A 20,546-nucleotide genomic window follows, 5' to 3' on the forward strand; every position below is an offset into this window, starting at 1 on the left:
TCAGAATTCGGATCAAGCAAAGAGCGTCCACAGGGCGTAAGGGGAAGATGCTCGATGACTGCTGAAACACTGACTCCAGACGATTGTGTATTGCCGCTGTCCCAGGCGTTATTGCTGCCTCGCATAGCGATTGAAAGCACCATGCCGGTGATCGACGGCGGCGAATTTGCGGTCAAGGCCGTGGTGGGCCAACGCATCAATGTCACCAGCAAGGTGTTCGCCGACGGCCACGACACGCTCGCGGTGCTGATCCGCTGGCGCGCCTTGCACGATGAAAGCTGGCACAGCGAGGTCATGGCCGATATCGGCAACGACGGTTGGGAGGGCGCGTTTACCGTCACCGCCCAAGGGCCCCATGAATATTGCATCGAAGCCTGGATCGATACCTTTGCCAGCTTCTGCTACGAACTGCGCAAGAAACATGAGGCTGGCGTGCCGGTCAGCCTTGAGTTGCAGGAAGGCCGCAGCCTGGTGCTGCTGGCCGCCGAGCGCAGTGACAGTGAGCTGCGCGAGCGCCTGATGCGCTTGCACCACGAGCTCTCCGGCCTGCTGGAAACCGAGCAGGTTGCGCTGTTCCTGCACGAAGACAGTGCGTACCTGATGACCCGGGCCGATCACCGCGCCTATTTGAGCATCAGTCCCGCGTACCCGCTCGACGTGGAGCGCGAGCGTGCGCAGTTTGCCAGTTGGTATGAGCTGTTTCCGCGCTCTATCACCGACCATCCAGCGCGTCACGGTACGTTCCTCGACGTGCATTCGCGGCTGTCGATGATCCATGACATGGGGTTCGACGTGCTGTACTTCCCGCCGATCCACCCCATCGGCCGCAGCCACCGTAAAGGCAAAAACAATGCCTTGAGGGCCGAGCAGCACGATCCGGGCAGCCCCTACGCGATCGGCAGCGAGGAGGGCGGCCACGACGCGATTCATCCGCAACTGGGCAGCCGCGACGATTTTCGGCGCCTGGTCAAGGCCGCCGCCGACCATGGCCTGGAAGTCGCCCTGGACTTCGCCATTCAGTGCTCCCAGGACCACCCGTGGCTCAAGCAGCACCCGGGCTGGTTCAACTGGCGCCCGGACGGCACGATCAAATACGCGGAAAACCCGCCGAAAAAGTACCAGGACATCGTCAACGTCGATTTCTACGCCGCCGATGCGATCCCCAGCCTATGGACTGAACTGCGTGACATCGTGCTCGCTTGGGTCGAGGAGGGCGTGAAGACATTCCGCGTCGATAACCCTCACACCAAGCCGCTGCCATTCTGGCAATGGCTGATCAGCGATGTGCGGTCCAAGTACCCGGAGGTGATCTTCCTCGCCGAAGCATTCACCACACCGGCGATGATGGCGCGCCTGGGCAAGGTCGGTTACTCCCAGAGCTACACCTATTTCACCTGGCGCAACACCAAGGCCGAGCTGAGCGAGTACCTGGCGCAATTGAACGAGTCGCCCTGGCGCGAGTGCTACCGGCCGAACTTCTTCGTCAACACCCCGGACATCAACCCCGCTTTCCTGCATGAGTCCGGGCGCCCGGGTTTCTTGATCCGCGCCGCGCTGGCGAGCATGGGCTCGGGGTTGTGGGGCATGTATTCCGGCTTCGAACTGTGCGAAGCCGCGCCGGTGCCGGGCAAGGAAGAGTACCAGGACTCGGAAAAATACGAGATCCGCCCGCGGGACTTCACCGCACCCGGCAACATCATCGCCGAGATCGCCCAACTCAACCGCATCCGCCGGCAAAACCCGGCATTGCACACGCATTTGGGGCTGACGCTCTACAACGCCTGGAACGAGAACATCCTGTACTTCGGCAAGCGCAGCGAAGACGGCAGCAATTTCATCCTGGTGGCGGTCAACCTCGACCCATTCAATGCCCAGGAAGCGCAATTCGAATTGCCGCTGTGGGAGCTGGGCTTGCCGGACGACGCCCACACCCAGGGCGAAGATTTGATGAACGGCCATCGCTGGACGTGGTACGGCAAGACCCAATGGATGCGGCTGGAGCCGCAGATGCCGTTCGGGATCTGGCGCATCACCACGTACTAAGGAGCGACATGTGGGCGGGGGCTAGCTCCCGAAAGCGCTATGCCAGCCAATGGATCAAGTGACTGTCCTGCCGCTATCGGGCGCAAGCCCCCGCGCATCGACCCGCTTCAGTCTGCAAGAATCCTCGAGTTTTCAGGAGTTTCCAATGGCGAAGAAACCCAAGGCTGCCACCTTTATCAAAGACCCGCTGTGGTACAAGGACGCGGTGATCTATCAGGTTCACGTCAAATCCTATTTCGACTCCAATAACGACGGCATCGGTGACTTTCCCGGGCTGATCGCCAAACTCGACTACATCGCCGACCTCGGTGTGAACACCATCTGGCTCCTGCCGTTCTACCCCTCGCCACGTCGCGACGACGGTTATGACATCGCCGAGTACCGCGGCGTGCACAGCGACTACGGGACCATGGCCGACGCCCGGCGCTTTATCGCCGAAGCCCACCAACGCGGGCTGCGGGTGATCACCGAACTGGTGATCAACCACACCTCCGACCAGCACCCGTGGTTTCAGCGCGCACGCAAGGCCAAGCCCGGTTCGGCGGCGCGGGACTTCTACGTGTGGTCCGACGACGATCAGAAGTATGACGGCACGCGCGTCATCTTCCTCGATACCGAGAAGTCCAACTGGACCTGGGACCCGGTGGCCGGCCAGTACTTCTGGCACCGTTTCTATTCGCACCAGCCCGACCTCAACTTCGACAATCCGCAAGTGATGAAAGCCGTGCTGTCGGTGATGCGCTTCTGGCTCGACATGGGCATCGACGGCCTGCGCCTGGACGCGATCCCGTACCTGATCGAGCGCGACGGCACCAACAACGAAAACCTGCCGGAGACCCACGACGTCCTCAAGCAGATCCGCGCCGAGATCGACGCTCATTACCCCGACCGCATGCTGCTGGCCGAAGCCAACCAGTGGCCGGAAGACACGCAGATGTACTTCGGTGACAAAAAGGGCGACGACGGCGATGAATGCCACATGGCCTTTCACTTCCCGCTGATGCCGCGCATGTACATGGCGTTGGCCCAGGAGGACCGTTTCCCGATCACCGACATCCTGCGCCAGACCCCGGAAATCCCGGCCAATTGCCAATGGGCGATCTTCCTGCGCAACCACGATGAACTGACCCTGGAAATGGTCACCGACAAAGAACGCGACTACCTGTGGAACTACTACGCCGCCGACCGTCGCGCGCGGATCAACCTGGGCATTCGCCGGCGCCTGGCGCCGCTGATGGAGCGTGACCGGCGTCGCGTCGAACTGCTCAACAGCCTGCTGTTGTCGATGCCGGGCACGCCGACCCTGTATTACGGCGATGAAATCGGCATGGGCGACAACATCTACCTGGGCGACCGCGACGGCGTGCGAACGCCGATGCAGTGGTCCATCGACCGCAACGGCGGCTTTTCCCGCGCCGACCCGGCCAGCCTGGTGCTGCCGCCGATCATGGACGCGCAATACGGCTATCAGTCGGTCAACGTCGAAACCCAGGCCCAGGACCCGCATTCGCTGCTCAACTGGACCCGCCGCATGCTCGCGGTGCGCAAGCAGTCCAAGGCTTTCGGCCGCGGCAGCTTGAAGATGCTCTCGCCGAGCAACCGGCGCATCCTCGCGTATACCCGTGAATTCACCGGGGACGACGGCCGCACCGAGATCATCCTGTGCGTGGCCAACGTCTCGCGCAGCGCCCAGGCGGCCGAGTTGGACCTCTCGGCCTTCGCCGGCATGGTGCCGGTGGAGATGCTCGGCGGTAATGCGTTCCCGCCCATCGGCCAGTTGAATTTCCTGCTGACCCTGGCGCCGTATGGCTTCTACTGGTTCGTGCTGGCGGCGGAAAACCAGATGCCCAGCTGGCATGTGGAACCGGTGCAAAGCATGCCGGACTTCACCACCCTGGTTCTGAAAAAACGCATGGAGGAGCTGCTCGACGCACCGTGTCGCGCCGTCCTGGAGCACACCTCGCTGCCGGCCTGGCTGCCCAAGCGCCGCTGGTTCGCCGGCAAGGACACGGCCATCGACAGCGTGCATATCGCTTACGGCGTGCGGTTCGGCGACCTGCAGCACCCGGTGCTGCTCAGCGAAATCGAGGTGAGCGCCGGGGGGCAGGTCAGCCGTTACCAGTTGCCGTTCGGCTTTCTCGGCGAAGACCAGTTCACCAGCGCCTTGCCGCAACAACTGGCCCTGGCCCGTGTGCGGCGCGTGCGTCAGGTGGGGTTGGTGACCGATGCGTTCAGCCTGGAACACTTTATCCGCGCGGTGATCCAGGCCTTGCAGGCCGGCACCGTGTTGAACAGCAGCGAGGGCGAGCTGCGCTTTGAAGCCACGCCGCAGCTGGCCAGGCTGCCGCTGACCGATGAGTCGCCCGTGCGCTACCTGGCTGCCGAGCAGTCCAACAGCTCGGTGGTGGTGGGCGAGAGCCTGGTGCTCAAGTTGATCCGCAAGGTCAGCGCCGGGGTCCATCCGGAGCTGGAGATGAGCGCCTACCTGACCGCAGCCGGTTACCCGAACATTTCGCCGTTGCTCGGTTCGATGATTCGGCGTGACGGCCAAGGCCAGGACAACCTGTTGATGATTGCCCAGGGCTACCTGAGCAACCAGGGCGACGCCTGGGGCTGGACCCAGAACAACCTGGAGCGCGCGATCCGCGACGAACAGGCCGAAGCGATGTCCGAACAGGAGCAGCATTACAACGCCTTGGGCGAGCTGGCCGACTTTGCCGCTTTGCTCGGGCAGCGCCTGGGTGAAATGCACGGCGTGCTGGCGGCGCCGACGGCCAACCCAGACTTCCAAGCCGAAGTCACCACCGCCAAGGATGCCGAGGCCTGGGCCAAGGACATCGCGGCGCAGATCGAGCGCGCCCTGCAATTGCTCAAACTGCATCAAAACCAATTGAACCCGGCCGATCAGGCGCGGGTCAGTGAATTGTTGGAGCAGAAAAAAGCCATCGGCGCTCAGGTCCGGGCGTTGGCGCAGGCCACGTTGGGCGGCTTGCGCATTCGCGTCCACGGTGACTTGCACCTGGGCCAGGTGCTGGTAGTGAAAGGCGACGCCTACCTGATCGACTTTGAAGGGGAACCGGCGCGGCCGCTGCACGAACGGCGCGGCAAGCACAGCCCCTATAAAGACGTCAGCGGCGTGCTGCGTTCGTTTGATTACGCGGCGGCCATGGCCCTGAATGTGCAAGGTGTGGACCACTCACCCGCAGCGGACGCGGCGCGCCAGCGTGTGACCGAGCGCTACCTGATTGAGGCGCGTCTGGCATTTATCAAGGCTTATCACGCGGCGACGGCTACACTGGCGCATGACTGGCAGGATGCCAAAGGCCAGGACGCAGCGCTGACCTTGTTCAGCCTGGAAAAGGCCGCGTATGAAGTGGCTTATGAAGCGGAAAACCGCCCGACCTGGCTGCCGGTGCCCTTGCAGGGTTTACACGGTTTGCTCAGCGGGCTCATACCTGGATCGAAATCTGTACGCGGTGGGGAGACGTCATGAGTTTTACGAATAAAGAACCGCTGCAGCCGAAACTGACAGCAATGCCGGCGTCCAACGACGTCGAAGCGCTGGTGCGCGCCGAACACCATGATCCGTTCTCGATTCTCGGGCCCCATGATGACGAGCAGGGTGGCCAGTTTGTCCGTGCGTTCCTGCCCGAGGCCTTGAGTGTCCAGCTGCTGAGTCGCGACACTGGCGAGCCGATCGGCAGCCTCGACGCGACCCAGGTGCCGGGTCTGTTTATCGGGCATTTCAGCAGTCGCCAGGCCTACCTGTTGAAGATCCAATGGGCCGGTGGCGAACAGATCACCGAAGACCCTTACAGTTTCCAGCAACTGCTGCTGGGGGAAATGGACCTGTACCTGTTTGCCGAAGGCAATCACCGTGACCTCAGCAGTTGCCTGGGCGCCCAGTTGACCACGGTCGATGGCGTGCAGGGCGTGCGGTTTGCCGTGTGGGCACCGAACGCCCGGCGCGTGTCGGTGGTCGGTGACTTCAATATCTGGGACGGCCGCCGCCACCCGATGCGCCTGCGCCATCCGGCCGGTGTGTGGGAGATCTTTATCCCACGCTTGCAAGCGGGCGCGGCCTACAAATACGAGATTCTCGGGGCCCACGGCATTTTGCCGCTCAAGGCCGACCCGATGGCCCTGGCCACCCAGATGCCACCCGACACGGCATCGAAAGTCGCGTCGCCGTTACAGGTCGACTGGCAGGATCACACGTGGATGCAGGCGCGTGCGCAAAAGCAGAAGCCCACGGCGCCGCTGTCGATTTATGAGTTGCACCTGGGCTCCTGGCAGTGCGAACTGGACGAGGCCGGTGAGGTTTCGCGCCAGTACGGCTGGGGTGAACTGGCCGAGCGGCTGATTCCGTATGTGCAACAGTTGGGCTTTACCCATATCGAGCTGATGCCGATCATGGAACACCCGTTCGGCGGTTCCTGGGGCTATCAAGCGTTGTCCCAGTTCGCGCCGACTGCGCGCTTCGGTTCGCCGCAGGCATTCGCCGAGTTCGTCAATGCCTGTCACCAGGCCGACATCGGCGTGATCCTCGACTGGGTGCCGGCGCATTTTCCCACCGATGCCCACGGCCTCGCGCAATTCGATGGCACGGCGCTGTACGAATACGCCAACCCGCTGGAAGGCTTCCACCAGGATTGGGACACACTGATCTACAACCTGGGTCGCACCGAAGTACATGGCTTTATGCTGGCCTCGGCGCTGCATTGGCTCAAACACTTCCACGTCGATGGCCTGCGCGTCGATGCCGTGGCCTCGATGCTGTATCGCGACTATTCGCGCAAGGCCGGCGAATGGGTGCCCAACCGCCATGGCGGCCGCGAGAACCTCGAAGCCATCGACTTCCTGCGGCACTTGAACGACGTGGTCGCCCTCGAAGCCCCCGGCGCGCTGGTGATCGCCGAAGAATCCACGGCCTGGCCGGGCGTCAGCCAGCCAACCCAACAGGGCGGCCTGGGCTTCAACTACAAGTGGAACATGGGCTGGATGAACGATTCCCTGCATTACATCCAGCAAGACCCGGTGTACCGCGCCCACCATCACAATGAACTGAGTTTTGGCCTGGTGTATGCCTGGTCCGAGCGTTTCATCCTGCCGATCTCCCACGATGAAGTGGTCCACGGCAAGCACTCGCTGATCGACAAGATGCCCGGCGACCGCTGGCAGAAATTCGCCAACCTGCGGGCCTACCTGAGTTTCATGTGGACGCACCCGGGCAAGAAGCTGCTGTTCATGGGCTGCGAGTTCGGCCAATGGCGCGAGTGGAACCACGACCAGCAACTGGACTGGTACCTGCTGCAATACCCCGAACACCGTGGGGTGCAGAAGCTGGTGAGTGACTTGAATCGCCTGTACCGCGAGGAACCTGCCCTGTATGAACAGGACGACGCGCCCCAGGGCTTCCAGTGGCTGATCGGCGACGATGCGATCAACAGCGTCTACGCCTGGCTGCGCTGGAGCAAGGACGGCAGGCCGGTGCTGGTGGTGGCCAACTTCACCCCGGTGCCCCGTGAAGCCTACAAGGTCGGCGTACCGTTCGCCGGGCGTTGGAGCGAGGTGATCAACAGCGATGCGGACACGTATGCCGGTTCGAATTATGGCAATGGCGGAGGGGTCTTCACCGAGGATGAACCGCATCATGGTCAACCGGTGTCGCTGTCGTTGAATCTGCCGCCATTGGGCGTGCTGATTTTGCGTCCGCAAGACAGTTAACGGCGCCAAGGTGCTGGCGTCTATTGTCCGCGCTAGTGGCAGGGTGCCACAATGGCACCTTTGTCGCGGCAGTTGAATCAGGCGGTTTTCATGAATGGCCTTGGGCATGAGCAAGACCAGGATTGCGTTATTGAGGGGCAGGTGCGAACCGACCGTTTGCATCAGCTGTTTCGTCAGTCATTTGCCGCCATTTTCGGCAGTTATTTCGCGGCGGCGATGCTTTGCTGGCTGTGTTGGGACCGTTTTGACCACCAGGTCATGCAGGTATGGCTGGCGGTGCTGGCGGCGTCATCGCTGCTGCGGGTGAAAATGTTCCTCGAGTGGTTTCGCAGCCCCCACAGCGAGCGCACGCCGGAACGCTGGGAGCGCCGTTACTGGCTCACCTTGATACTGTCCGCGAGCATCTGGGGCGCCGGCGCCTTTGCGGTAATGCCCAGCGACGACCGGATGTCCCAAGTACTGGTGATGTTGTTTACCGTGGGCATGTCCGTCAGCGCTGTCTCGTGCTATTCGGCCTATCGCTACATGACCATGGTGTCCATGGGCCTGGTGTTGCTGCCGTGTACGCTGTGGCTGCTGTTTCAGCCGTCGTCGATGCAGGTCGGCGTGGCGATTGCGGTGCTGGTGTTTTCCTCGTTTGTGGTCAGTGCCACGCGCAAGTTGTCCGGCGCCCTGGAAAAAGCCTTCCGCCTGACCAGGCAGATGGAACGCGCCCACACTATTTCCGCGCGCGCCGCACAGACCGATGAACTCACCGGGCTGATGAACCGTCGCGCGTTTTTCGAACATGCACAATTGCTGTACGCGCAGTGCCGCCTCAACCGGCAGCCGCTGTGTGCGTTGATGATCGACATGGACCACTTCAAGCAAATCAACGACACCTATGGCCACCAGGCCGGCGACCAGGTATTGCGGCAGATCGGCGGAGTGATCACCGCGTCGTTTCGCCAGGCCGATGTGTACGGTCGCCTGGGGGGCGAGGAGTTTGCGGTGTTGCTGCCCAATACCTCGCTGGAAACCGCCCGGGGTATCGCTGAGCAGTTGATCAAGGCCATCTCCTGCATGGCTTCCGAACCTGTGCAGGGCATGACCGCCAGTCTCGGCGTGGCGTCGACCTGCACCTTGGATGGCGACCTGCACGCGTTGATGAACACCGCCGACAAGGCGCTGTACCGCGCCAAGGCCCTCGGCCGTAATCAAGTGGTCGTGGCGGAGTAGGGCTCAGTCCTTGAACATGGCCTTGGCCAGCACCCGCGCCACCTGGTCGGCGGAGTAGGGCTTGGCGAGAAACTCGAACCCTTCGTAGCCGCTTTCCGCGAGTTCTTCGCTGTAGCCGGAGGTGAGCACCACCGGCAGGTCGGCGCGACGTTGGCGCAGGAGCTTGGCCATCGCCACGCCGGTCATGCCCGGCATCACCACGTCGGAGAAAATCGCGTCGAAAGCCGCGGCATCCGGACCGGCCAGCGCCAGCGCCTGTTCGGCATTGGTCGCCCAGGTGGTCTGGTAACCGAGGTCCTGGAGGATCTGGTTGGCGAAACGGCCTACGTCCAGGTTGTCTTCCACGATCAGGATATTGCGCAGGCTCGTGTCGTGGGGCGGTGTCGGGTCACTAGGGGAGGGCTCGTGGCGGGCGTCCTCCGGCTCGACCTCGGGCAGATACAGGGTAAACACCGTGCCCTGGCCAAGACAGCTGGCCACGTCGACATTGCCACCGGACTGCTTGGCGAAGCCGAACACCTGTGACAACCCCAGGCCCGTGCCTTTGCCCACGGCCTTGGTGGTAAAGAACGGCTCGAAAATGCGCTCGAACGTTTCCCCCGGAATGCCGCTGCCGGTGTCGGCCAGGGCCACCGTGACAAACGGCTGGCAGGCTTGGGCATCGCCCCGGATGCGCGGCATCGCGTCCACCGTGCCCACGCGCAGGGTCAGGGTGCCCTGGCCGTCCATGGCATCGCGGGCGTTGAGTGCGATATTGATCAGCGCGGTTTCGAACTGGCTCGAGTCGACCCGGACATGGCACGGCCGCTCGGGCAATTGAACCTGCACATGAATGCGCGCACCGGTGACACTCTCGAGCATCTCGCCAATGTCCTTGACCCGCTGCGCCACATCGAAGACTTCCGGGTTCAGCGGTTGGCGGCGCGCGAACGCAAGCAACTGGCTGGTCAACTTGCTGGCGCGCTCGACGGTGTCCGACACTGCGCGCATGTAGCGTTGGCGCCGTTCTTCGGGCAGCCCGGGCTGACGCAAAAAGTCCACCGACGAACGAATGATGGTCAGCAGGTTGTTGAAGTCATGGGCCACGCCGCCGGTCAATTGGCCGATGGCTTCGAGTTTCTGCGATTGACGCAACGCCGCTTCGGCCTGGGCCAGCGCAGCGGTGCGTTCTTCCACGCGCTGCTCGAGGGTGGCGTTCAATTCGGTAAAGGCTGCCAACCCTTCGCGCACGGCGGCATCGGCGCGCACCCGTTCGATGTGCGCCCAGGACCGTTCGGTGACTTCGGCCAACAGCGCCAGGTCATACGGCGACCAGGTCCGCCCTGCTGTGCTGTGAACCGCCATCAAGGCCGTAAGGCGACCGTGTTTGATCAGTGGTATGCAGATCGTGGCGGTGATGCCCAGGGCCTGGAACGCCGCGGCTTCCTGTGCGGGCAGTTCAAGCCGGTTGTTGCCGATCACCAGCGGCTCACCGGCCCGCAGGCACTTGACCGCGGTTTGCCCGAAGGCCTGCAGGCGGTAGTGGCCGACGATGCTGGGCGAGCCGGGAGCCGTCCAGTTGTCACGGATGGTGAAGCCGTCTTCATCGGCGTCCATATCGGCGTAGGCGCAGATGGACACTTGCAGGTGCTGCGCCAGCAGGTGCGTGGTGGCGGTCATGATGGCTTCGGCATCGGTGGCATTGGCGACCGTGCTGCCGATGGTATCCAGCACCGCAAGGCGGCGCGAAAGGAACACCGTGGCGGTGGTTTCGGTCACGGTGTCGAGCATGCCGACGACGTGGCCCCGCGGGTCGCGGATCGGGCTATAGCAGAACGTGAAGTACGCTTGTTCCGGCGCCGCGCCGCGTTCGATCACCAGCGGGAAGTTTTCGATATAGGTCGCATGGCCCTGGAAAGCCGCATCGGCGATGGGGCTGATGTCGTCCCAGACCTCGCTCCAGATCTCGCTGAACGGACGCCCCAGGGCATAGGGTTTATTGCCCAGTATCGGAATGAACGCGTCGTTATAGAGGGTCGTCAATTGAGGCCCCCACACGATGGCTTGGGGGAAACTTGAAGCAAAGCACAGCGCCACGGTGGTCTTGAGCACATCCGGCCAGTGTTCCAGCGGACCCAGGGGCGTACTGGCCCAGTCGTGCTGGCGTACCCGCTCGGCCATGTCGCTGCTGCTTTGCAGCCAATTCATCATCGGGTGAACACCTTGTTTGCCACGGTCTGTTTGGATGCCTGATGCGTCAGGCCAATAAGCAACAGACAGAAATGATTGCTGCCGGTTCAGCGCAATTATCCATGAGATGGCACTTTGATGCTTCACCCGCTGGGATAGATCTCATCGCGGGTGTTCACTTACTGTTGTGTTCCGAACACCGCTGTCCAATAAATGCCTGCATCGCTCTTCGGGTCCATGGCGTAGGCGGCGCCCACTTCACGGAATTGCGGGTTCATCAGGTTGGCGCAATGGCCGGGGCTGGCGAGCCAGCCGTCCACCACTTTGCGCGGGGTGTCGAGGCCGGCCGCGATGTTTTCGCCGATGTTCTTCGCGCTGTACCCGGCCAGCTCGGCACGGTCGCCCGGGGTGCGGCCGTCGTGGTCCAGATGGTCGAAGAAATTGCCGTTGGCCATGTTGCGTGTGTGGCTGTTGGCGGCACTGGCCAAGGTGTCGTTCCACGACAGTGGCGTGGTCGCGGTGAACGCCTGGGGACCGCATTGGCGCGGTTGTGTGCGGGCGGCGTTGATCAGGTTCAGCAATTGCCTGCCTTCGGTCTGCCAATCGCCCAGGCCGCTGGACAGCAGCGGGCGGGCGAGCACGATGCGCCAGTCCTGGCCGCTGTTGCTCACGCCGATGTCGACGAATTGCGGGTCCAGCACCACGCGGCAGAAACTCTCGCGCACGGCTTTCATGGCCGCCTGGGCATCCTTGGGCCCGGACAGGCTGATTGCCTGCACGTTGACCATCGGGTACGCCGCGCGGGCCAGGGCCTGCTGCAAGTCGCCGACATTACTGGCCGGCAGCACCAGGCGCGTATCGCTGGCCAGCGGTGGCAGTTCCTGGGAACCTTGGTCGCCGCAGCGTTGCACCTGGCTGCGGTAAGCGTTGATCTGTTGCACCAACTGACTTTCTTCATTCGCCATCGCGCTGGCGCAGAACACCAGGCTGGCGGCCAGCGTCGTCAGACCCATCATCAATGACAGCACGCGCATGGACGTTACCCTTGAACTTGAAAGTGCCCATGATGCGCGATGTAGGGGCGTCCATGCACCCGTTGGTCCGAACTTTTTTCCTCGGGTTTTGAATGCCGGATGTTCACGGCCCTGATCATACAAGGCAAACGCCACCACCCGCCGCGCCGGCATGGCGAGGCTGATCAACCCGTCATGAGCGAGGATATTCGGCTCACGCCAGCTGACGCGCGGGCTGCCGCCGCCATGCCATGGCGCTGGCGAGCAGGATCAATGCGAATGCCGCGGTAAAGGTTGCGTGCAGACCGTCAGCCACGGATTGCGGCGTGGCGTGGGTGACATCGGGAGTGGTCCAGGCAAACATCGCGCCCAATGCCGACGCACCGAAAATCAGCCCCAGGTTGCGTGACAGGTTCAGCAGGCCTGAGATCGTGCCTCGGCGTGCCGCATCGGCTTCGCTCATCACCGCAGTGTTGTTGGCGGCCTGGAACAGGCTGTAGCCCGCCGTCAGCGTAATCAGTGAGGCAAGATAAGTGACCAGCCCGGACGCCAGGCACAGCGACAGGGCGCCACTGCCGCAGACAGCCAGCCCCACGAGTGTCATGACGTGGCTGCCAAAGCGTTCGCTCAGACGACCGGCCGGAATGCCGGTGAGCGCCGCGACACCAGGGCCGACGGCCATTGCCAGGCCCATCCCGGCCGGATCGAGCCCAAGCCCTCGGGACAAGTAGAACGGCCCGACGACAAAGGTGGCCATGATCACCGCCGACACCAACGCACTCATCACCAGGCCGGCGCGCAACGAGGTCGACTGCAATAAGCGCCAAACGCCACCGCCGCCGACCAGTGGCGCGGGTGGCTGATCCACCGGCAAGTAGCGCCAGGCGAGGGCGGCCGCGAGCAAGCCCAGCGGCATCCCCACCAGAAACAGCGCGCGCCAGCCCCACACACTGAGCAACAGGCCGCCCACGCCGGGGCCCATGGCGGTACCGACGGCTGACATCGTGCCGAGCAAGCCCATGACACGCGCAATGCGCGCTTGGGGGACGGTGTCGCCGACCATCGCTAACGTCATCGCCATCATGATCGCCGCGCCCAAACCTTGCAGGCTGCGCGCTGCAATCAGCCACCGCAGGCCAGACGCGACACCGCATAGCCCGCCGGCCAAGGCGAACAGCAGCAAGCCGGCGATCAACAGCCGCCGTCGCCCCAGCCGATCGCCCAGGCGCCCGGCATTGACGATGACTGCCGTGATCGCCAGCAGGTAGGTGAGCACCACCCATTGCGTCGCGTGAAAGGATGCATTGAAGGCCTGCGCGAGGCTGGGCAGGCCGACATTGGCGATGCTGGTGCCAAGGGCGGCCAGCAACATGGACAGGCACAGGCTGACAAGACCGCCACGGGAAGAGGTATGCATGGAAGATTCCTTGAATGAACGAAACTGTCGTAAATCTACGGCGTGGCCTAACATGGCGGAAGACGCATGAGTTGCACTAAATACCTGCATATGACGCCTGCCATGGAGCGCTGATGCCCGATCTCAATTTGCTGATCACCCTGGATGTATTGCTCGCCGAAGGCAGTGTCGCCCGTGCGGCCAAGCGCCTGCGGTTGAGCCCTTCGGCCATGAGCCGGGCGTTGGCGCGCTTGCGTGCGACCACCGGCGACCCGTTGCTGGTCCGCGCTGGCCGTGGCCTGGTGCCGACGCCCCGGGCGTTGGCACTGCGCGAACAGGTCAGCCAACTGGTGCAGGGCGCCCAGGCGGTGTTGCGCCCGGCACAGGCGCTGGAGATGGCCCACGTGGTCCGCACCTTCACCCTGCGAACCAGCGAGGAGTTTGTCGAAGGCTTCGGTTCGGCGTTGCTCGCCCGTCTCGCCGAGGACGCCCCCGGCGTGCGCCTGCGCTTCGTCAGCAAGACCGACAAGGACACTGCGCAACTGCGCGAAGGCAGCGTCGACCTGGACATCGGCGTGGTCGACCCCACGGCCAGCCCTGAAGTGCTGACCCAGGCGCTGTTTCGCGATCGCCTGATCGGCGTGGTGCGCAGCGGCCATCCCCTGAGCCAAGGCGAGATCAGCGCTGCACGGTTTGCCGAGGGCCGACACCTCTACGTATCGCGGCGCGGCCAGGACCGCGGCCAGATCGACGACGTCCTCGAAGCCCAGGGCCTGACGCGGCAGATCGGCAGCATCGTCGCCAGTTTTTCCAGCGCCATCGCCCTGGCACGCAACACCGACCTGATTGCCTCGGTGCCCGAGCGCTATACCCCAGACCGGCGCGACCTGTTCTGTTTTGCGCTGCCGGTGGCGTTACCCGCGTTTACCGTGGCAATGCTCTGGCACCCACGGTTGGACGCCGATCTGGCCCATCGTTGGTTGCGCGGGTGTTTGCGTGAGGTGTGCGGACGATGACAGTGCGGCCCGTCCCCGGGGCGATGTGCATGCGAGCCGCCAGGCATGCAGATCATGGCGGGTATGCCTATCGATCCCGAACCTGCTGCAACAGGTACAATCCCATCTGCCTTGACGCGAAACTCCAGGAATTTGCATGTTCAGCCTTACCCGCTACACCACGCCGTGCCCCGAACCGATCAACAGCCAGATCCTGCAGATGGTGGTCGACAACCTCACCGACATCAGCAGCGTCGCGCTGCCGCCGAGTAACCTGCTCTACAACATTTACCAATATGCCATCGGCTTTGAGGTGCATTTGTACCTGCAGGCGCTGGACGGGTCGAAGGGGATCGCGGTCGAACTGATCGTCGCGACGTCTGCGCAAGACCCGGAAAAAGTCATTGGGTTTTTGCTGTACTTGCCGGTCAAGGACGACCCAGAAGCCTGCGGTGTGGCGTTCATGGCCGTACAGGCAGGCAGCCGGCGCCAGGGCGTGGCGCGGGGCATGATGCAAGAGGTGCTGGCACGTTACCCTCACGCCGAACTGGCCTGCGCCGTGGACAAAGTGCCGGCCTTCGCGGCGATGGGCTTTCAGGTGCGCGGCGCGCGCGGCACGCAGGTGCTGATGAACACCCGCGCCTACGCCACCGATGGCTTGATGGGCGTGCTGGATGTGGCCGCTATCTATAGCTCATTGGAAGTGCGGCAGATTCATACCTACCTGCTGCAAAAACATGGCAAGCGCGCCATGGTGGATGCCGAGAAGCAACGCGACCGGCACCTGGATCAACTGGCGCACAAGGTCCGCTTGTTTGTGCAGGGGCGAGGCTGAAAAACGCCTCTCAACGGGCGCTGTGCGCCCCGCGATTGACCATTGCCAGAATGGTCGCCAGCAACTCCTGTTGCGCCTCTTCACGGCTGAGCTCACCGCTGGCCGCCGCATGAGACAAGGCCTCCGCCGCCCCGAGCATGGCCCGCAGCCCCGCCTGGGACACGCTGCCGCCCGGCGCGAAGGGGGCCATGACGTCGCGGCACTTATCGAGAAAGAGTGCTTCGTACTTGCGCTTGAGGCTTTCCAACTCCGGTGAGCTGCTCAGCGCCGCGATCACCCCCGGAATTTCCCGGCCCTGCAACAACACGCAGTCGACATAGGATGAGGCGATCACCCACGCGCGATCTTCCAGGGTCGGGCTGCTGGCTTCGAGGGCGTCGGCAAGCACCTGATTCTGGCGCCCATCGAAATCCTCATACAACGCCGCCAGCAACCCCGCGCGGGTAACGAAATGGTCATAGACCACCGGCTTGGTCACGCCCGCTCGTTCCGCCAGGTGGCCGAGGGTCAGGGCTTCGGTGCCTTCTTCACGCACCAGTTGCCAGGCCACGTCCAACAATTGGCGCAGACGATCTTCACGCGACAGCCGACGACGTGGGGCAGGGGATTCACTGCTTGACATGCTTATATACCAAAAGTAACTTACCAAAGGTAACTTAAGCCCAGCATAAACCCAATGGGAGTCACTGTCATGCACGCACTGATCGTTGTTGCTCATCACGACCCGCAATCCCTCACCCACAGCCTCGCCGCGCAAGTCGCCGCCGGGCTGAGCGCGTCTGGCCATACGTTCGAAATCGCCGACCTTGCCGCCGAAGGCTTCGACCCGCGCTACAACGCTGCCGACCAGCGCGTACATCGCACCCGCGCCGAACCGCCGGCTGACGTCGCCGCCGAACAAGCCCGCATCGACCGCGCCGACGCCCTGGTCTTGGTGTTCCCCATTTACTGGTGGTCGCTGCCAGGCCTGCTCAAGGGGTGGATCGACCGCGTGTTCGTCAACGGCTGGGCGATCGACTACGGCCCCGACACTCCGGTGGTGAAGAAACTGCGGCACTTGCAGGTTCACCTGCTGGCACTCGGTGCTGCCGATCAAAGCGCGTTTGAGCGCCATGGTTATGCCAAGGCCATGCACACGCAGATCGATTACGGGATCTTCGATTACTGTGGCGCGCAGGTGCTGACGTCAGCGTTGCTGCTGGAGTCGGAAAGCGGCCAGGTGCAGGTGCATCTGGATCACGCCAAGGCAGTGGGCCAGGGTCTGTTCGAAACCGAGACGGTCGCCGGATGATTTCGTTGCGAGCAGGGAACCAGAAACCGTTGGACAACCAATCAAGGCGTTCACAATCACTGGAGATTTGATAATGACTTCAATTTCTGCTGCATCTGGATCCGCACTGATTGCTCCTCCCATTGACACATCCCAGGAAAAACCCACACAAGATCAAGTGAGACAAGAGCAGGAAAACAATGCGAACCAAGACAGTCCGTTTCCAAATCTATCGAATGGCGACCTGCAAAACTTGACCTTTGATCAACACAATACGCTCGATAAATATCCCAATATGAACTTTCAGCAAGTGGTGGATGCACATGGGAAAGAGTTTCCAAATATATCGCCTAGAGAAGTTCAAGATTTGAACTCCGAGCAAGTGGACAGGCTTATCAAGTATCCCACTATGTCTTACCAAGACGTGCTTAATGGGCATGGCGTGAAAGGCGGCGATAATTTCATCTGGTAACTACGTTAGTTGCGGCACGCCTCAGGCCTGGAGCAGCAGCTTGGTGGCGATGCACTGAAAGGACCGACTAGAGTCCAAGCAGGTCATGTGCATCCAGCAGCCGGTAGGCAATCTCCGGTCGTTTCTCCAGGCCTCGGCGAATCGCCGCCGGGATCGATTGCCGGGTCTTGCGGCACAGCCCGGGCAGTTCGTCGATGACGATCTGAATCCCGCGCATGCTCTTGACCTCGGTGTGCCCCGGCGCGACCTGCACGCGGATACCCAATAGCGCGTACATGCGCTGCTGCATGTGTTCGAGGTCTTGCAGGCTTTGCAGGTCTTCCAGGCGTTCGATCAGGCGTTTTTCTTCCTGGCGCGTCAGGTTGAGGATGCGCAGGTCGGCGCCTGGGGTTTGCAGCAGCTGTTCGCGGTCACAGACACAGGCGCCGGGCGGGCAGGGTTGGCGAATGTTCATGATCAAGCCCTCCCCATCTCGACGTCGCGGACTCAGTAGCGCAGGGCGACACCCAGGCTGCCCAGTGCCTTCCAGTAGTCAGGATAGGTCTTGGCCACGCAGTCCGGGTCCTGAATACGAATACCCGAGACCTTCAGCCCGGCCAGGGCGAAACACATGGCGATGCGGTGATCGGCGTGGGTGTCGATCAGTGCAGTGCAGGCCGTGCCTGCCAGTGCCGGATCGCTGGCCACCAGCAGGTCATCGCCTTCGATGCGGGCCAGGCCTGGGCGGATCTGGTTGAGGCCGTCGTGCAGCGCCTGCACGCGATCACATTCCTTGACCCGCAGGTTGGCCAGTTCGGTGAAGCGCACCGGGCTGTTGTTGAACGCGGCCAGTACGGCAAGCGTCGGGATCGCGTCCTGCATTTGCGAACCCACCACTGTGGCCTGCATGTTCGGGAACTGCGCGATCAGCGCCTGGGCCTTGGCGTCCGGCTGGGTGAAGTCGTGTGCGGCGACACCGATATCGATGTGCCCGCCGGTCAGCACTTCAGCCGCCCACAGATAGGTGGCGGCGGAGGCGTCCGGTTCGATCAGGTAGTCATGGGCGGTGTAGCCGCTGGGAGCGACGCGCCAGGTGGTGTCGTCGACCACCTCGACCTGCGCGCCGAATGCACGCATGCAGTCGAGGGTCAGGTCCACATAGCCGCGGGCGCCGATGTCCTTGCCGGTCAGCGCCACTTCAATCGGCGCTGCGCCGCAGGCCGCGAGCATCAGCAAGGCCGATACATATTGGCTGGACAGACCACCGTCGATCTCAAAGCGCTTGGCCTGGACCTTGCCCACGCCATGCACGGTAACCGGCGGGCAACCGGTCGGGCTGTCGACCTGGATGCCGTTCTGACCGAGGGTGGCGAGCAGCGGGCCGATCGGGCGTTTGCGCATGTAGTCGTCGCCGTCCAGCACCACGGTGCCTTGCACGGTGGCGACGGCGGCGGTGAGAAAACGCATCGCGGTGCCGGCATTGCCGAGGAACAGCGGCTGCGCAGGCAATTGCAGCTGGCCTTGGCCCGTGACCACGAAGGTGGTGTCGTCCGGCTCGTCGATGATCACGCCCATCTGGCGCAGGGCCACCGACATGTGCCGGGTGTCATCGCTCTTCAATGCGCCGCTGAGGCGGCTGGTGCCCTTGGCCAGGGCGGCGAGCAACAGCGCGCGGTTGGTAATGGATTTGGAGCCGGGGGGCGCGACCTTGCCATTGAGGGGGAAAGTGGGCGGTGTAACGGTCACGGTTTTCTGCGAACTCAAGGTACAAGGCTCCTGATTCAAGGCAAGGTGGCACGGAGTGGCCGACGGGCGGACCCGAATAATCGGGCATAGACGTCACGCTTGTCGAGGCTTAGCGCTGGGCGAGCGAGTAATCATGCAGCGCCCGCGCCGCCGGTTCGATCTCGCTGACGCGCTGCTGATGCGCCTGTACATCGAGGTCCGCCGGCAGTTCGAAGTTGTCCTGTTCGGCGCACCAGGAGATTTTCTCCAGCAGTGCGGCCTGTTCGGCGGGCAGTTCAGGCCAGTTGCCGATAGCGGCGCCACGGATATAGCCAAAGCACCATTCTTCGGCGAGGGTCAGGGTCTGGCCCTGATGCTCCGTGTCGTCGAAGCGCGCCCGGAAACCTTTGGCGTCGGTGGCCAGTTGGGCGGCGCGGGCGTTCATGTGGCGAACGCACAGTTCGAGGAACTGCTTGGCTTCTTCGGCACTTTCCCACTGCGGGTTCTGCCCGCCCCAGATCGCCGGGAACCACTCGGCGATATCGACCGGTGCCGGGCTGGACACCAGTGCGCAGAAGTAACCATCGAGTTCGGCGAGGTTCAGCACCGAGTGGTCGTCACCGTACTTGAGCAGGGTTTCTTCGATCAGGTCGAAATCGGCGGGGGCCAGAGGTTGGGTGAGCATGGGGCGTATCCTTTAAACGTCGAGCGCCGCTGCGGCAGCGGCTTAAAGCGCGAAGGATGGCGCCTGAGGCGGTTTTTATCCAGCCTTTTCCAAGGCCGACGGCCCGTCCCGGATGAATTTTAGCAGTCCCGTTTTTGGCTGATGCGCCGTGGCTCACCCTTGTTATAGTTCGGCTCTTATTACTCGCCAGTCAGGGATCACTGCCATGTCCGAATACCAAGCCTTCGTCGTCGAGCTCATTGGCAGCGTTGCCCATGTGCAGATCAACCGCCCGGAAAAGATCAACGCCATGAACGCGGCGTTCTGGACCGAGATCATCGATATCTTCCGCTGGGTCGACGACACCGACGCCGTGCGCGCCGTGGTGCTCAGCGGTGCCGGCAAACATTTCTCGTCCGGCATCGACCTGATGATGCTGGCCTCGGTGGCCAATGATTTTGGCAAGGACGTGGGCCGTAATGCACGCCTGTTGCGGCGCAAGATCCTCGAACTGCAAGCCTCGTTCAACGCCGTCGACACCTGCCGCAAGCCGGTGTTGGCCGCGATCCAGGGCTACTGCATCGGCGGTGCCATCGACCTGATCAGCGCCTGCGACATGCGTTACGCCGCCGAGGACGCGCAGTTTTCCATCAAGGAAATCGACATCGGCATGGCGGCCGACGTCGGCACCCTGCAGCGCCTGCCGCGCATCATCGGTGATGGCATGCTGCGCGAGCTGGCCTACACCGGTCGCCAGTTCGGCGCCGAGGAAGCGCGCAGCATCGGTCTGGTCAATCGCGTGTATCCCGATCAGGAAAGCCTGTTGGCCGGCGTACTGGACATCGCCCGGGAAATCGCCGCCAAATCGCCGATTGCCGTGACCGGCACCAAGGCCATGATCAGCTACATGCGTGACCATACAGTCAATGACGGTCTGGAATACGTTGCCACCTGGAACGCGGCTATGTTGCAATCCAACGACTTGCGCGTGGCCATCGCGGCCCATATGAGCAAGCAGAAACCCGAATTCGTGGATTGAC

General features: G+C 62.8%; 16 protein-coding genes. 9 read left to right on the forward strand and 7 right to left on the reverse strand.

Going from position 1 to position 20,546, the window contains the following annotated elements:
- Positions 1–54: 54 nt before the first annotated feature.
- The 4 genes from TU80_RS20525 (at position 55) to TU80_RS20540 (ending at position 8,988) form a co-directional block, all read left to right on the forward strand.
- Positions 55–2,043: an alpha-1,4-glucan--maltose-1-phosphate maltosyltransferase gene (locus TU80_RS20525; RefSeq protein WP_046383200.1), complete on the forward strand. Its 1,989-nt coding sequence runs from the start codon at positions 55–57 to the stop codon at positions 2,041–2,043.
- A 145-nt stretch (positions 2,044–2,188) separates the two neighbouring features.
- Entirely contained in the window at positions 2,189–5,536 is a 3,348-nt protein-coding gene (gene treS, locus TU80_RS20530; protein WP_046383201.1) for a maltose alpha-D-glucosyltransferase, read from the forward strand.
- Positions 5,533–7,770, forward strand: coding sequence for a 1,4-alpha-glucan branching protein GlgB (gene glgB, locus TU80_RS20535; protein WP_046383202.1), 2,238 nt, complete (start codon positions 5,533–5,535; stop codon positions 7,768–7,770). Before treS ends, glgB begins: the two co-directional genes overlap by 4 nt.
- A 51-nt stretch (positions 7,771–7,821) precedes the next feature.
- Positions 7,822–8,988 carry a GGDEF domain-containing protein gene (locus TU80_RS20540; RefSeq protein ID WP_057005257.1) on the forward strand — a complete coding sequence of 389 codons (1,167 nt, stop codon included), beginning with the start codon at positions 7,822–7,824 and terminating at the stop codon, positions 8,986–8,988.
- A 3-nt stretch (positions 8,989–8,991) separates the two neighbouring features.
- Here TU80_RS20540 and TU80_RS20545 read toward each other — a convergent pair whose 3' ends face one another.
- The 3 genes from TU80_RS20545 to TU80_RS20555 all read right to left on the reverse strand — a co-directional run bounded on the left by TU80_RS20545 (position 8,992) and on the right by TU80_RS20555 (position 13,587).
- Positions 8,992–11,178 (reverse strand): GAF domain-containing protein, encoded by a 2,187-nt coding sequence (locus tag TU80_RS20545; RefSeq protein ID WP_057005258.1) that lies wholly within the window; start codon positions 11,176–11,178, stop codon positions 8,992–8,994.
- A gap of 158 nt (positions 11,179–11,336) precedes the next feature.
- Positions 11,337–12,191 carry a CAP domain-containing protein gene (locus TU80_RS20550; protein WP_017848452.1) on the reverse strand — a complete coding sequence of 285 codons (855 nt, stop codon included), beginning with the start codon at positions 12,189–12,191 and terminating at the stop codon, positions 11,337–11,339.
- Between the two features lie 193 nt (positions 12,192–12,384).
- Positions 12,385–13,587: an MFS transporter gene (locus tag TU80_RS20555; protein ID WP_057005259.1), complete on the reverse strand. Its 1,203-nt coding sequence runs from the start codon at positions 13,585–13,587 to the stop codon at positions 12,385–12,387.
- Between the two features lie 113 nt (positions 13,588–13,700).
- Between TU80_RS20555 and TU80_RS20560 the strand changes: the two genes are divergently transcribed.
- Both TU80_RS20560 and TU80_RS20565 read left to right on the forward strand, forming a co-directional pair.
- Positions 13,701–14,582 (forward strand): LysR family transcriptional regulator, encoded by an 882-nt coding sequence (locus TU80_RS20560; RefSeq protein ID WP_046383206.1) that lies wholly within the window; start codon positions 13,701–13,703, stop codon positions 14,580–14,582.
- 136 nt (positions 14,583–14,718) lie between these two features.
- Positions 14,719–15,396 (forward strand): GNAT family N-acetyltransferase, encoded by a 678-nt coding sequence (locus TU80_RS20565; protein ID WP_046383207.1) that lies wholly within the window; start codon positions 14,719–14,721, stop codon positions 15,394–15,396.
- Between the two features lie 10 nt (positions 15,397–15,406).
- Here TU80_RS20565 and TU80_RS20570 read toward each other — a convergent pair whose 3' ends face one another.
- Positions 15,407–16,018 (reverse strand): TetR/AcrR family transcriptional regulator, encoded by a 612-nt coding sequence (locus TU80_RS20570; protein WP_046483623.1) that lies wholly within the window; start codon positions 16,016–16,018, stop codon positions 15,407–15,409.
- Between the two features lie 69 nt (positions 16,019–16,087).
- On the opposite strand from TU80_RS20570, the gene TU80_RS20575 reads away from it, so the two are divergent.
- Positions 16,088–16,687: an NAD(P)H-dependent oxidoreductase gene (locus tag TU80_RS20575; RefSeq protein ID WP_017848457.1), complete on the forward strand. Its 600-nt coding sequence runs from the start codon at positions 16,088–16,090 to the stop codon at positions 16,685–16,687.
- Between the two features lie 73 nt (positions 16,688–16,760).
- Positions 16,761–17,138 (forward strand): hypothetical protein, encoded by a 378-nt coding sequence (locus tag TU80_RS20580; RefSeq protein WP_057005260.1) that lies wholly within the window; start codon positions 16,761–16,763, stop codon positions 17,136–17,138.
- A gap of 67 nt (positions 17,139–17,205) precedes the next feature.
- Here TU80_RS20580 and TU80_RS20585 read toward each other — a convergent pair whose 3' ends face one another.
- From TU80_RS20585 to TU80_RS20595, 3 genes are all read right to left on the reverse strand, one after another.
- Positions 17,206–17,592: a hypothetical protein gene (locus TU80_RS20585; RefSeq protein ID WP_046383210.1), complete on the reverse strand. Its 387-nt coding sequence runs from the start codon at positions 17,590–17,592 to the stop codon at positions 17,206–17,208.
- 32 nt (positions 17,593–17,624) lie between these two features.
- Positions 17,625–18,881 carry a 3-phosphoshikimate 1-carboxyvinyltransferase gene (aroA, locus tag TU80_RS20590; protein WP_017848460.1) on the reverse strand — a complete coding sequence of 419 codons (1,257 nt, stop codon included), beginning with the start codon at positions 18,879–18,881 and terminating at the stop codon, positions 17,625–17,627.
- Between the two features lie 91 nt (positions 18,882–18,972).
- Positions 18,973–19,527 carry a UPF0149 family protein gene (locus TU80_RS20595; protein WP_017848461.1) on the reverse strand — a complete coding sequence of 185 codons (555 nt, stop codon included), beginning with the start codon at positions 19,525–19,527 and terminating at the stop codon, positions 18,973–18,975.
- A 205-nt stretch (positions 19,528–19,732) separates the two neighbouring features.
- Between TU80_RS20595 and TU80_RS20600 the strand changes: the two genes are divergently transcribed.
- Positions 19,733–20,545 (forward strand): crotonase/enoyl-CoA hydratase family protein, encoded by an 813-nt coding sequence (locus tag TU80_RS20600; RefSeq protein WP_017848462.1) that lies wholly within the window; start codon positions 19,733–19,735, stop codon positions 20,543–20,545.
- Position 20,546 lies beyond the last annotated feature (1 nt).

The organism is Pseudomonas veronii, from assembly GCF_001439695.1.
GTDB lineage: Bacteria > Pseudomonadota > Gammaproteobacteria > Pseudomonadales > Pseudomonadaceae > Aquipseudomonas > Aquipseudomonas veronii.